The sequence below is a fragment of the Shewanella sp. Iso12 genome (genome assembly GCF_012030025.1).
GTDB classification, from domain to species: Bacteria; Pseudomonadota; Gammaproteobacteria; order Enterobacterales; family Shewanellaceae; genus Shewanella; species Shewanella algae.
The window spans coordinates 172,129-185,139 of record NZ_JAAUHW010000001.1 but is presented as its reverse complement, the minus strand read 5'-3'; the positions used below and the strand labels follow the sequence as shown (position 1 = coordinate 185,139).

The 13,011-nt window shown below is 53.2% G+C and carries 14 protein-coding genes; 8 read left to right on the top strand and 6 right to left on the bottom strand.

What is annotated here, in order from left to right; all coding sequences use genetic code 11:
• Positions 1–19 precede the first annotated feature (19 nt).
• The 8 genes from HCX89_RS00880 (at position 20) to HCX89_RS00845 (ending at position 4,412) form a co-directional block, all read left to right on the top strand.
• Positions 20–325 (top strand): hypothetical protein, encoded by a 306-nt coding sequence (locus tag HCX89_RS00880; protein ID WP_045283390.1) that lies wholly within the window; start codon positions 20–22, stop codon positions 323–325.
• A 44-nt stretch (positions 326–369) separates the two neighbouring features.
• Entirely contained in the window at positions 370–753 is a 384-nt protein-coding gene (locus HCX89_RS00875) for a hypothetical protein (RefSeq protein WP_144379844.1), read from the top strand.
• A gap of 271 nt (positions 754–1,024) precedes the next feature.
• Positions 1,025–1,606: a GAD-like domain-containing protein gene (locus HCX89_RS00870; RefSeq protein WP_025010481.1), complete on the top strand. Its 582-nt coding sequence runs from the start codon at positions 1,025–1,027 to the stop codon at positions 1,604–1,606.
• A 21-nt stretch (positions 1,607–1,627) separates the two neighbouring features.
• Positions 1,628–2,059, top strand: coding sequence for a hypothetical protein (locus HCX89_RS00865; protein WP_071238403.1), 432 nt, complete (start codon positions 1,628–1,630; stop codon positions 2,057–2,059).
• 6 nt (positions 2,060–2,065) lie between these two features.
• Positions 2,066–2,491, top strand: coding sequence for a DUF6559 family protein (locus HCX89_RS00860; protein ID WP_096141227.1), 426 nt, complete (start codon positions 2,066–2,068; stop codon positions 2,489–2,491).
• A gap of 134 nt (positions 2,492–2,625) precedes the next feature.
• A complete protein-coding gene (locus HCX89_RS00855; RefSeq protein ID WP_044734307.1) occupies positions 2,626–2,967 on the top strand; it encodes a hypothetical protein in 342 nt (113 codons plus the stop codon).
• A 92-nt stretch (positions 2,968–3,059) separates the two neighbouring features.
• Positions 3,060–3,467: a PaaI family thioesterase gene (locus HCX89_RS00850; RefSeq protein WP_107111198.1), complete on the top strand. Its 408-nt coding sequence runs from the start codon at positions 3,060–3,062 to the stop codon at positions 3,465–3,467.
• Positions 3,468–3,581: 114 nt separating this feature from the next.
• On the top strand, positions 3,582–4,412 hold the full coding sequence (locus tag HCX89_RS00845; RefSeq protein WP_167714618.1) for a tetratricopeptide repeat-containing protein: 831 nt from the start codon (positions 3,582–3,584) through the stop codon (positions 4,410–4,412).
• Between the two features lie 67 nt (positions 4,413–4,479).
• On the opposite strand, the gene HCX89_RS00840 is transcribed toward HCX89_RS00845, so the two are convergent.
• From HCX89_RS00840 to HCX89_RS00815, 6 genes are all read right to left on the bottom strand, one after another.
• Positions 4,480–6,531, bottom strand: coding sequence for a TonB-dependent receptor (locus HCX89_RS00840; protein ID WP_117200615.1), 2,052 nt, complete (start codon positions 6,529–6,531; stop codon positions 4,480–4,482).
• Positions 6,532–6,891: 360 nt separating this feature from the next.
• Positions 6,892–7,305, bottom strand: a complete 414-nt coding sequence (locus HCX89_RS00835) for a hypothetical protein (RefSeq protein ID WP_052657997.1) — start codon at positions 7,303–7,305, stop codon at positions 6,892–6,894.
• A 60-nt stretch (positions 7,306–7,365) separates the two neighbouring features.
• Positions 7,366–8,631, bottom strand: a complete 1,266-nt coding sequence (locus tag HCX89_RS00830; protein ID WP_217351518.1) for an MFS transporter — start codon at positions 8,629–8,631, stop codon at positions 7,366–7,368.
• 171 nt (positions 8,632–8,802) lie between these two features.
• Complete coding sequence (locus tag HCX89_RS00825; RefSeq protein WP_039033385.1) at positions 8,803–9,123, bottom strand: YdbL family protein; 321 nt, start codon at positions 9,121–9,123, stop codon at positions 8,803–8,805.
• 30 nt (positions 9,124–9,153) lie between these two features.
• Positions 9,154–9,345 (bottom strand): YnbE family lipoprotein, encoded by a 192-nt coding sequence (locus tag HCX89_RS00820; RefSeq protein ID WP_232786038.1) that lies wholly within the window; start codon positions 9,343–9,345, stop codon positions 9,154–9,156.
• Between the two features lie 20 nt (positions 9,346–9,365).
• A complete protein-coding gene (locus tag HCX89_RS00815) occupies positions 9,366–12,989 on the bottom strand; it encodes a YdbH domain-containing protein (RefSeq protein ID WP_167714727.1) in 3,624 nt (1,207 codons plus the stop codon).
• Positions 12,990–13,011: the final 22 nt, after the last annotated feature.

Here is a 13,011-nt window from a genome sequence, read left to right as displayed (position 1 = left end):
GCATAGTCGGGAGCTGGGTATGAAAGTATTGGCAATGTCTCAAGCGCAATGGTACCTGTTGGAGCATGAAGGACAACTATATCTGGATGTGCTTTGCCGACATAACAACCGCTTTATGATCCAGCTCAATGGGCAAGAAATGGCGGAATATCGCCGTTCCGGTAATCTATTTCTCGAGCGACTGGCCCGTGATATTCAATATGCGGTACCTATCCTCAAGGGGGCTCGTTCCAGTTTCCAGGGGCGGGATCAGCGTCGTCAATTGGGGGAATTGGCCACCACAGCCGAATGTGAGTGGCTGGCGGCCAAAGAAGCTGAGCAGTGACCAGCTGAGAAACAGCCTCAAAAAAGAATTTTATAAGGAAAACCGTGCAAGCAGTATTTAAGCAAACCGAGGGCGATTACCTCGAAGCCGTTATTGAAGTGGCGGGGCAGCCGCTTACTGTGATGGATGAATTCGGTGGTGACAGCCTGACTTATGGTGAGATCATTGATATTGAGCTGAGCGTCGGTATCGCCTGTGAACAGGAAGATCAAAACACCATGTTGGCCGGCAACCCGGAGGGGTTAAGGCAGCTGCAGCATATTCAGGGATGGAGCTACCGTGCATTTGGCACCATAACCGATATTACCCAAGGTGCTGTCATAGATGTCGGCCTATGTCGGCTGGAGGCACCTTTCGATAGCAATATTAGCGGCGAAAGCATCGCCTTCACCATTTTACGGCTCGATGCCAGGTCTGTACCACAATAAGCTCAGACTGATACCTTAAAGCTTGTCGCCGAGAGTTTTGCGATCGAATAGATATTGCGGACAAATATCGATACTGTCTCAGCGATTTTTGGGCTTTGTGTATAGCCGGTGCGTCTCTCGGGATTGCAATCATGCTATCAAAGGCCGCATAATCGGCAACGGGCTTATCCACGCCCCATGTCTAAGTGCCTGCTAAGGCTTTCAAATCAAGGTCACGGAAAACCCAAGGTTTTGTGACAGTTATTCTGATAGGAAAAGGAATTTTACCTCAATGCTTCTGCAATCTTTTATCGACCATCTGCCACCCGGCGCAGATATCAAATCAGTATCGGCGCCAACTCTTGCCAAATATCAGGACCATTTGCCCGAGTGCTTATTGGAACTGTGGCAACAACATGGCTTTGGCCACTATGGTGATGGTTTAATCCAACTTATTGATCCGGATGAATACCTGGACAATCTCTGGGGCTGGCTGATGTTGGATGAAGACATGAGTCGCATCCCGTTCGCTATCAGCTGTTTTGGCGACATTTTTTATTATCGGCTCCTGAGCGACGAAGGGGATGAAGATATCGCCTTTATCGATCCCCACACTTCGCAGACAGATGTGCTCACCTGGAGCATGGAAGATTTCTTCAACGACTGGTGTTGTGACGATGAAGTGCAAGCCAGTTTCTTCAGGAAGAAGGATCTTCAGCAAGTCAGTGACCTGCAAGGCAAGCTGCAGCAGAACCAGATCTACTTTTACACCCCGGCACTGCGTCTCGGTGGTGAGCCTGCCATTGATAAGACTCAAAGAGGCGATGCCAGGGTTCAGCTGGACTTATTGCTGCAATTGGCACTTGAAGCCTAACTTCGAGAACAGGAGGAGAAATTGAACCGGGCAGCAGTCATAGTCTACTGGTTGGTCTGTTTGTATACGCTTGGCAAGCTGGTTTTGTCGGCGCACTGGGCCATGTTTATCGATTTCCCCTCCATGCTTGGCGTTATTGCTCCCGCCCTGGCTTGTTGGTTTACCCCTTTGGCTGCGACAAGGCGCGCCAAATTACGGGGTGCCATCAAAGTATGCTGGTTGGCCGCCGGGCTTATGTTTATTTACGGTTTGCTGCGGGTTTTGATGCAAAGCTTAGGCGGCGCCGAAACCATCATGGCCGGTTTGGGCGTGGCCTTGTTGCCGCTGTTTTACAGTTTAATCATTAACTTATTTGCCGCGCCATATCTGTTCTTTGGTGCCGCTCGGCAAGTGGGCTCCAATCAGGCTCTGAGCACAAAGCGGCATATTGGAGAAGCGAGCCAAGCAGAGTGAGTTCTTATGTTTGCCCATCTGTTTCGAAAACGAAAGATAAGGCAATATGCCCGTAAGCTATCCAGGGATTTGCTAAAGCATTATGGCAAGAAGAGATATTACTCCAGAAATCAGCTGGAAAGGGCCTTAATCAGACAAAAGCTCAGGCGTCCGGCCAGAGACGGTGACAGCAATGGCAAGATTTCGACCAACGAATATTATGCCTATGCCATGTACTGCTCACCGGCCGAGTTTTCCCGCATTTCGATGCAAACTTCCATCGCCCAAGGTTCCAGTGAGCCGGACTATGGGCAACTGAGAAGGGAAGCTGCGGAGGTTACCTTTGGCCGGCCACAGGATTTTTCTATCACGAGCCTGCATGATGCCAGCACAGACCATAGTGCAGCGGAAACCGCCGCTGTGGAACTAGGGTGTGATTCTGGCAGTGATTAAGCTGAAAGTGAGCGAGCTGGTCGTGGGCGCTTGGCCTTTGCTTCTGCGATGACCACTCCTGGCTGACAGGAGAGCTCCGGTCAGCACTGTAAATCGGGCAAAAGGGTTAGAAGCTTATACTCAGGGAGAGGGCAATGCCGGAACTATTGATCCAGCTTGTGCTGGGTTTTGCACTGCTGACGGGCGTTTTGGGCTGGTTTGCCTTGATGTTTGCCTCGCTTCCCGGCGCCGAGCTGCGTCGCAGTTTGTCTATGCGTCTGGTGCGAGGGTTGTTTTACAGCTATCCCCTTTGGGTGTTGGTGCCGGTATATCAGCTTAAATACACCTTGGTGGCAAGTTCTGTGGATTTGCTTTGGGGGATAGTCCCAATGCTGCCTTTGTTGTTGGTCTGGTCGATATTCACCCTTCAGGGGCGGGAGCTTAAACGTCGGCAACAATCAAAAGTGGTATCAAAGCCCACGACCAAACAGGAGTAGAAGGGCAGCTAAACCAGAGGCTGCCAATGTCCAAGTAATACCCATGCCCATTGATACCCGCAACGAGTGGCCTAACAATCAAGGAGGTTTAGATGGTGACTATCGCCGAGCTGCAAGCTTTTATTAACTATGAGCTGCCACATAGCGGCATTGTGATTGAACATCTGGGAGATAAGTCGGCCAGAGTGCGTAAGCCGATAACTCAGGCGCACCTGCGCCCCGGTGGTACTGTCTCAGGGCCGACCATGATGGAGCTGGCGGATATTGCCATCTATGTCGCCTTGCTGGGGGAAATAGGCATAGTGCCGCTGGCGGTAACCACTAACCTGAATATCAACTTCCTGCGTAAACCCAGTGCCGAGTGTGACATTGTCGCCGATTGTAGGCTGCTGAAACTGGGTAAATCACTGGCGATTGCCGAGGTGTCTGTGTTTTCAAACGGACACAGCGACCTGGTGGCCCATGCCGTGGGCACTTATTCCATTCCGCCGGCGAGCTAGCCTCTAACCCCATTCAAAAACAGTTGTTTTCCTCCGCGCTGATAGAGATGTCGCATCATGCATATTCCTCCTGAAATCAATCTATTATCACCTTTTGCTGCGGACGAGCAGCCCATGGGACCCTATCCTTCATTGGGCTTTCTGCCTCTGTTCGATGCCGAGCTCGGCAACGGTGATTATTTTGGGCTCTATTGGCCCTTGGGCCGGGAGACAGAGGCGCCGATTGTCTGTGACATGTGGCACGATGAGGCCAAGTTGGTACCGGCCTTTTCCGGCGCCGGTAAATTTGTTGCCTGGCTCGAAGCCAACGACTGGGAGCGCGGCGATGAAGAGCCGCAAGACGCAGACTTTGCGCCAATGTTGGTTCAGAGCGCCAAGGCGTTTTTTCGCGGAGCAGAGGAGGGGCCAGCCAAGCAGGACGATATTGAGGCAGGCATTGTTTTACTGCAGCAGGCCTGCGAGCAATTACCGGAAGTGGGTGACTATTGGTTTGCACTGGCATCGCAGTTAAGGCGTTTGGGGCGAAATGAACTGGCGGCTCATGCTGCTCTACGGGCGTTTCACAGTAATTGGGCCTTCGGCATCCCCTCTGATGGCGTAATGCGAATGCTCAGCCAGGTGCAGTTGCAAACTTATCTTGAAGATGATCCCTTCATCCGCCGGCTCGATGGCTTTAAGCCGGGATTCGGCGGTGAAAAGCATAACGACAACTATCCCATCATGCTGGCGGCATCCAGGGAGTATCTAGAGGCTGGCCAAGTGCTGCCCGGATTGATGCTGTATCAAAACTATGCCTATTCCATGTACTTTGAGACTCAGGCCTTTCAAGAGCGCTATGGGTTTGAGCTGACTCGTTGGCAAAGCGAGTTTTCCGCCTTGTGTTTAACGCACTTAGGGGATGATCGCCGCGTGAGACTCAGTCATGAAACGGCTTGGAAGCCGTAACTCTTGGTCAAAGGGGCTTCAATAAAATTAAAAAGGCTCCCTTGGGAGCCTTTTGGCTTATCTAAGGTTAAAACTGGTAGGTGACTGAGACCCCAAAGTTACGGGGATCGACTATCGCCGCATAGCCATCCGGGTAGTTACGGGCTGCCGGAGAGCGGCTCAACACGGCTTTCTCATCAAAGGCGTTGTTGACGAAGGCGTTGAAGATCCAGTTGTCTGTCTCATAATTGAGCGACATACGTGCCAGCACATAGTCACCGGCAACTCGTTCCTCTGTGTTCTCAAAGTCACCATAGTACTCACCGACATAGTTGGCGGAGACACTGAAGGTAAGCTGATCTGTCAGCCAATACTGGGCACCGAGATTGGCGGTCATTGAGGGGGCCGAATCCAGTTCATTGCCCTTGGCTGAGGCATAACCTTCTCCAGGTTCCTTGATTTCCGAACTCAACAGCCCAAGGCCGCCGTGCAGGCGCAGATCCCGGGTCACCATGGCTGAGGCTTCAAACTCGGCACCATAGGTAATTACCTTGTCCATGTTGATAACCCGTCTGGCAGAACCTGTGGCCTGATATCCGTCGTAGTCGTTGTAGAACAGGTTGGCGCTCAGGTTGATATTACCGCCATCCAGGCTGGTTCTCAGCCCAAGTTCATAGGCGTTAACGTACTCTTCATCGTAGAAGTAGAACTCATTCTCCGGAAAGCCTATCGCCGCACCGGCGGCGTTGTAACCACGGCGACCGCTTAAGGAGACTGTGGTCTCGGCATTGATATCGTATTGCAGCACCAGCTTGGGCAACTTGATGGTCTTGCTGTTGTCCAGGGTATCTTCTATGGGCGTTTGCGGCTGCTTCATCCAGAAATTACGTAGCTGCGATTCCCGTTCGACCCGGCCTCCGGCGGTGATCCTGAAGTCATCGGTGAAGTTATAGGTAAATTCGCCGAAAACCGCTTTGGAGTCACTATTGTCGTCGCCGCGATAAACCGAACCGCCGATACTGTTGAAGTCTTGATCGCGCTTGAAATAGTAGAGGCCGATAAAGCCGCTGTAGAGTTCGCTGTTAAGGCCAAAATGCAGCTTGGTTTCAGCCGTGGTGTTGGACTCCTCCATACTCACCACTTGCTCGGTAGCAGGATCCTTGTCATAAGTATCCATCACCCAGTTGTAGTTCATTCTGGCCAGCAAGAAGTCGACCGAGAAATTGTCACTGATCCTGTAGTCCAGCTTGATGCTGCCGGTATCGGATTCAGTGTCCATGTTTCTGGGATTGATGGGCTGATACTTCCAGGGATCGTCACCACTGAAGTACTGCCGTCCCGTGTTGCCGCGCTCATGGTTTTTGGAATAGCTGAGCATGGCCTTGAGGCCGTCAATGGCAGCGGGCTCCCACAGGAGTTTGGCTCTTATTCTGTCTGTGTTGAGCTTATTCAGATCAAAGCCAGGCGGGTTAGCTTCATGGATAACAGGGTTGGCGTAAGTTTCACCATCGGTATGCTGCGCCGACAGGCGAAAGGCCAGCTCATCTTCAATCAAAGGGCCGGAGATAGCGGCGGCCGAGTCTATATATTGGCTCTCACTGCGATAACCCACACGAGCGGCACCCTGCCAGTCAAAAGTCGGATCCTTGGTCTTGATAAACATGGCGCCGCCTATGCTGTTGCGGCCATTGCTGGTGGATTGGGGACCACGAAACACTTCAATCTGCTCTATGTCCCACATGCCGGTATCGCCGGTCAAATCCGCCATAAAAGGTTCTGCCACTCCATCGGTTATGGTCGATACCCGGGTCTTGGCGCCGCCGGAAACCCCACTAAAGCCGGTGGCGGCTCCGTTACCGGAAACCCCGCGGATATTGGGCATCTGCCCGGACAGCACTACCAGGTTGGGGATTTCAGAGATGGCGTCATGCACCGACAGGTATTGCAGCGTCTTAAGCTGCTCTTCGGTGATGACAGATACAGATGAACTCACGTCTTTCAATGATTTCTCTGTCTTTTCCCCCAAAACGACAATTTTTTCGATTGATTGATTTCCGCGCTCGACAGCATCGTCGGCAAAGGCCGGTGATGCCAGCATAGCGAGCAGCAGGGCGTTGAGCTTAAACTTGTAGCTAGGCATGAGTATCTGTCCTGATTAACAAATGAAGCGATTGAGAAAATAAGCTTTAAGTGGGGGGCAAATTTATATTGTTACAAATATGAGTGCAAGTGATAATTGTTATCATTTAATAAATTGTGATCGAATGCAGGGAAATCTTTTGTAGAAGGGACAAATTGGATACTCGAAATAAGTCTGTGATGAAACTGCAGTTTTTAGGGCTGGCATCTGAGTGCGCTTAAGGTAAGTTGCTCGGGCACGTTCGATGGCTTGGATCAAAGGGGGCGCTCTATATCTCAGTCAGACTGGAATCAATATGACTTTGGCCGTTGGAAGCCGCTGCCGCCCAATGCTCAGCGGCTAAAGACTTCAAAGGGCTAGTTAGCGTTGGTTATTGCGCCGGCTTTGGATCTGCAGCGACAAGAGTTGCCAATGAGGCGTCAGGTAACGGGCGAACATTCTTTGTGCCAAGCGCTGCTTCAATCTTTGCCAAAGACCGGGAGGAGTAGTGAACTGCAACATAATACTCTCCTTGAGCCACTGCTCATCGAAACCGGCCCATTCGCCACAGACATCGAATAGATTGGGGCCGCACACAGGGGCAACTTCGCGGTAGAGAATATGCTCCAGTTCCGGCAGGGAATAGGGTGAAAGTGCACATACTCGGGTGATGCCGGGGTAGTGCAGGGCGACATCTGTATCAAGAAACAAGTCCGACAGTGCGCTCCATACCGCCTGGCGGGTGTGGAGCGTTTCTGCGTCTTCAAGCATGATCTGTGCGGGGGATTCAGCCATAGGGTCCTTCCTTTGGGGCTGCAGTCTGTGCCGTGAGGTTAACCAAAGCGGCAATCGACATCAAGTGTTGGCTGCCTGTGGTTCGCGGCGCCAACCCAGACTCATGGCGAGGAGCAAAGCCATCAGCGCCAGCAAGGCCCCGGCCAACGGAAGCTCTTTCAGTCCTGTGCCCAATGCCAGCAGAGTCCCGGCAATCCAGGCACCGAGGGCATTCCCCAGATTAAAGGCACTTTGGTTAAAGGTTGACGCTAACAAAGGCGCCTTGGCGGCACTCTTGACCACTAACATCTGCAGCATGGGGCAAAGCGCAAAGCCGACAACTGACCACAGCATCAGCAGCGGCACGGTTAACAGCAAGCTGCCGAGGCAAAAATGCAACAGGGTTAGAATGCCAATCAACGCCAGACTCAGGAATGTGAGCGAGGGCAGAAGTTTTCTGTCGCCGAGAAAGCCGCCAAGCAAACTGCCAAGAGACAATCCCAACCCCAAGGCAAACAGTACCAAAGTGATCTCCTTGGGAGAGGCGCCGCTAACTTGTCCCAAGGTTGGGGCAATATAAGTGAAAACACTGAAGAGGCTGGCGTTGGCCACCACGGATAAGGCCAGGCCGCTGAGGACTTTGCGGTTCTTTAGTACCTTGAGTTCATCTTTAAACCTTACCTTTTGCTGAACCAGATTGGCCGGCAGGTAAAACCACAACGCAACGAGTGCCAACAATCCTATTGCGGCAACTCCCCAAAAGGCGCTGCGCCAACCCAGTGCCTGACCTATGGCTGTACCCAGGGGCACTCCCAGGATATTGGCCAGGGTAACGCCCATAAAGACCAACGCAATGGCTTGGGTCCGTTTTTCCGGCCGGGACAAATCGGCAGCCACTATGGAAGCCAAACCAAAAAACGTGCCATGACATAAAGCGCTCAGTACGCGAGCCAGCATCAAGGTTTCATAGCCATCGGCCAAGGCGCAGCAAAGGTTACCGCCAATAAACAGTAACATAAGCCCGAGTAGGGTGCGCTTGCGGGGGATCCGGGCAGTAGCCATCGCCAGTACAGGGCCACCGAATACTACGCCAAGGGCGTAGAAGGTCACCAACAGGCCGGCCTGAGGCAAGCTGACATTGAGTGACCCGGCGACTTCGGGCATTAAACCCATAATGATAAATTCGCTGGTTCCGATGGCGAAACTGGCGAGAGTCAACGCAAGAATAGCCAGTAGCATCTTGACTCCTGTGGATAGTGGCAAGCGACGAAAGATAGTGCTGTAGTCATAGTTCAGAAATAATTCAGCAAATGCGATTTTACGACCCGTCTGTGCTGCCACGCTCATGAAAACTTGTTATGGGGCTATGCCATGCGGGAATTGCGGGGTGGGGGGCACCTTTGAAGCGACACAAGCGGGCTGCGCTTATGTCAGGGCCGGGGAATATTTTGATAAGGGTTAAAGCGATAAAAAAGGACCAGCATTGAGCCAGTCCTTATTAAGGGGGGGGGTAACGGGTTATTTACGAACCCACTTGCCGGAAGCATCCTGCACTATATGGCCTTTGTCGGCGGCAGCAATCGCCTTGGCGCCGGCGAGTTTGGCAACATCATCCACGGAAATCCCGTTTTGACGGGCGATTTTTTCATAATGTGCCCGGCGTTTGGCATTGACATCCTTAACCAGTGCCGTCACCTCGGCGCTGGATTTGACCACGCCCAAATAGCCGTTTTGCTGTTCACCCACCAACCCTTGGCTCTTGGCGTCCTGCAAACCTATGGCAAAGACGCAGAAACTCATCAACAGGGCGGCAGTCAGGGTCATCAACTTGGTTTTCATCTGTGTTTTCCTTTCGCGAATTCTGGCACCTTAGAAGAGTTCATCATTGGTCAGCAGCTGATCCAACTCTTTATCGACCTTAATGCGAATTTCATGTTCGATTTTCACATTCAAGTTGATAACGATTGGTTTATCCGGTGGCTCAATCTTGACCGTTGGGGTACAACCCGACGCCAGCAACAAGGCTGCAGCCAGCGGCAGCAGAAATTTAGTCTGTTTCACATTCATGTCCTTTTGTGTCCTCACTGCATGGAAGCTTCAATTTGGGTTTGAAGCTTGTCACCTATGGTCAGACTCCTGAGGAGCTGCAGCATGTTCTCCTCATGAGAGTAGTTCAAGTGGATAGGGCGTTCAATCCCCTCGGCCTTACCTTTTACTTCAACCTTGAGCCAGGCCTCACCATCCGGTGCCATATCGTAAGTGCTGGCCAGGGTAGAATATTGCAAGTGTTCTAGGGTGGAAAAGGCAAAGTCCAGATAGGGTTGCCCGGCGCGCATTTGAGCTACAGCCGGATTATTGCCGACCTTGATAAGTCCACCTGGGGCACGGGCCGCCAGGCGGCCGCCTTTGACCGACACCTGGCCGTCGGTAATAAATACCGGCAAGACACCATCGAAAATACCGTCGGCGTAGATGCCTTCCTGAGGCTGGATGGCCAACAGTTCTTCCAGGCTCAGGCCCTGCAACACCAAATAGGCATTGGATGGCGCGTTGAGCCGCAAGCGGAAGCTGGGCAGCAGCATTTGTCCCTTGAGTAACTCGCCTTGGCCGCGCACCTGAATATCGGCATCCCGAAACCCGGGCAACAGCTTGGCTTGAGTGCTTTGGTTGCTGTCGAGTTCAGGGGTCAGGCTGAGCTGGCCTTCTAAACCCAGGTTGGTCAACAGCACTCCGGGGTTGAAGGCCTGTACCGAAGCCTTGAGCTGCTGACAGTTGAGTTCGGCCTCTGCCGGCGCCTTGGCTTCCTTGGCCAGTGTCAAACGGCACAATGCCGACAGGTTGGCGCCTTCAAATGGTAACTGACTGATACTGCCAGAGAGATCCGACAGCAGCGGGTTGAAATCCAGTTGCAATTGCAGCGCTCGTCCAAGCCCTTCGAGCTTGAGGTCGGCAATCATATGGGTCTCGCCCCTGAGTACCAACTCAGGAGGCAGGGGCAGGTTCTTGGCCGCCAGCGCCTTGATATCAGCGAGATCCGTATCCAGGGTCCAGCGACTGTTCAAGCGGTAGCCAAGCGGATCTTTGGCCCGCTTGGGCCAGATGGGCATAAAGTCGTGGCGGCTGTGAAGCGGGATATTATCCAGTTGCCAGTTTTCTTCACTGATAAGACGGTTATCCTGCCAGTCAATGGCCTGGCTGAAGCTGCCATAGCCCAGATTGAGCAGGGTTTCGGTGCGAGGTCCGAGCTTGGTATGCCGGATTTGGCTTAAGTTGAGCCCATCGAAGGCCAGATTCAAACGACTGGCAAAACGCTCATCCAAGAGTTGGCTCAAGAGTGGCAAGTGCCGTTTTTGATTTAGGTTGGCATCCAGGGTTCGACTGAGCCCGGGGCTCAGGAGCGAGGTTTGGGCAATCGACAGTGCCAGCGGCCCGCTTTTAGCCTGCAATTCACCCAGCTGGCTGCTGACCGCGGGCAAAGACAGCTTAAGTTTGCCTTGGTTGAAGCTGCCACTGAGGGGGGCCAGCAGTGACAACTTAAAGCCCGAGAGATGGATACTTTTATCCTCTATACCGGCTTGAATGGCGCCTGTGCTGAACCCGGGATTGGCCGCGAGGCTGAAGTCCAGTTGTTGCCCTTCGCTTGTCGGCTCCAGTGCCAGCTTACCGCTAAGCGCCATTGATGCGCCCTCATTGAGTTGCAATTCAGCAGCAGCCGACTGCCAGCGAAAACCGCTCGGCAGGGAGGCTTCAAGGCGCCAGTCTGTGCTTGCTTGTTCCAGTGGCAACTGATTTAGGCTGAGTTGCAGCCCTTGAATGGCCTGTTGCAGCGCCAGTTCGAGTCGCTGCTCGGCCGACAAGGGCTTTGAGTTTGGTGAGCTTGAGCCTGATGAGCCAGAGCTTGAGAAGCCAGAGCTTGATAAACCAGAGCCCGGTGAATTTAATCCTTGAGGTTTGGCGCTTTGCGGCAAAGAAACAGAAGTGTCTTGCTGTGCTCCTGTGGCCTTTGGCAGTTGCAATTGCAGGTTTTCAAGGGCCAGCAGCAAACTCGGCCGCTCGCCACTACTGAGCGCTGCCGGGCTCAGTTTCGCAGCACTTGGCTGATTAATTGGCGTACCGAACGACGCTTGCTGCTTCTCTGTCATCAGGGCGGGCAGTAACGGCCGCACTGTCAGACTCGGCAGCGACACTCGCATGGATGTCTCATTGCCCGTTGCCGCATTGTTCTTTGTATCAGTGACCTTGGTGGGTTTGAATTCGGCGTCGAGGCCCTGATCAAGCGCCAGCTCAATTGCGGCGATAAGGGGTTTTACTTGTTTTTTTTCAGCTGGCTCTTGCGCCAAGACTTGCTGCAGCTGCGCCAATTGCGATTCGAGTTCCGCGGCCTTGGTTGCTGATGTTTGTGCGGGTGTTGCTGCGAGCAAGGCAAGCAGCGCTTGGCGCTGAGCCGGAGTGGTTGAAAGCGTGAGTCTCAGTGGCGCCAGCTCAAAAATCTGCTCGCTGGTGGAGCCCGAGAAGCGAAAGCGCAACCCTGCGCCATCACTATCCTTAACCTCAGCCTTGGCATTTGCACTTGCCTTGGGATTGGCATTGAAACTGGCAGCAGCGTTGGAACTTGGGCACAGAGGGCTATCGGTCAATGAATTGTGTGCCTTAGCTTCCAGAGGTAGCGGCGTTATCTTAAGCGCCACTTGCTCGAGTCCTGGCATGGCAATAGTCGGCGTTGACCAGCAATGGCGCGAGTCTATGTTGCCTTGGGTTAAATCCAGAGTCAGTTGCGAGAAGAGATCTCCGCCAAGGCTCGGCATTAGCTCGGCATTCACTATTTCATCAAGCTTAAAGGCGCTGATGAGGGGCGCTGCGGCCGGGTCCTGCTCAACACTTGCCAGCGCCTGTTGCAGCGCTTTGAGATGCAGTTGACTGGTCAATCGCCAGGCGGGGGCACCGTTGGCGAGTTTGGCTTTCAAGTCGGCGGTTAATGCCAGCAGGGGCGTCTCTTGTCTTGTTTGAGTTCCTGAGTGAGTCTCTTGTTGCACTCCTTGTAACCGGGTGGCCAGCTCAGTAACCAGTTGCCCGGAAGGGCTGAGCTGCAACTTTTGCAGCATCAGAGTAAAGCTTGGGGTATTACCTGCCTTATTCAAGGTCAGCGACGTATTGGGCGTATCGGATACGCCCGCCTCGGGTTGCAGGCTTATTCGGGTCGGCCCCAGGGCTATTTCGGGCACAGAGTTCAAGTCCAGCGCCAGGCTCTGACCGCCATCATCACCGCCGGGCAAGAGTAGCTCAGGCGTCAAACTAAAACCGGCGTCTTGATAGCTGACTTTTTGAAGTTGCGCCATCAACCAGTCGGTGGAGCCAGGGGGCGGCGTCGATGCTTCGCCTGCCAGCAATTGCCAAATCCGTTTTGCGCTGACAGGCGATTTGAGCTGAAGCCTGAGTTGATGAAACTCAAGCTCGCTGCCCTGGTAATCAAGCTTGAGATAATCGAAGCTCAGTCTGTCCCAGCCTTCAGGCGCCAGGCGCAACTCGTCGATACGAATATCTTGCGCAGCCAGATATTGATTAATATGCGGCAGCAGCCACTGCGGCCTTTCATACAGGGACCAAACCAGCCCTACCAGCAGGGCACCCGGAAGCAGCACCAGCAGAAGCAACAGGCCAACAGCCCATACCGTCAGGCGTTTCTTGCTTGGGAGTCGATACTTCATTGGTGTTTCCCGGCCTTGGCCG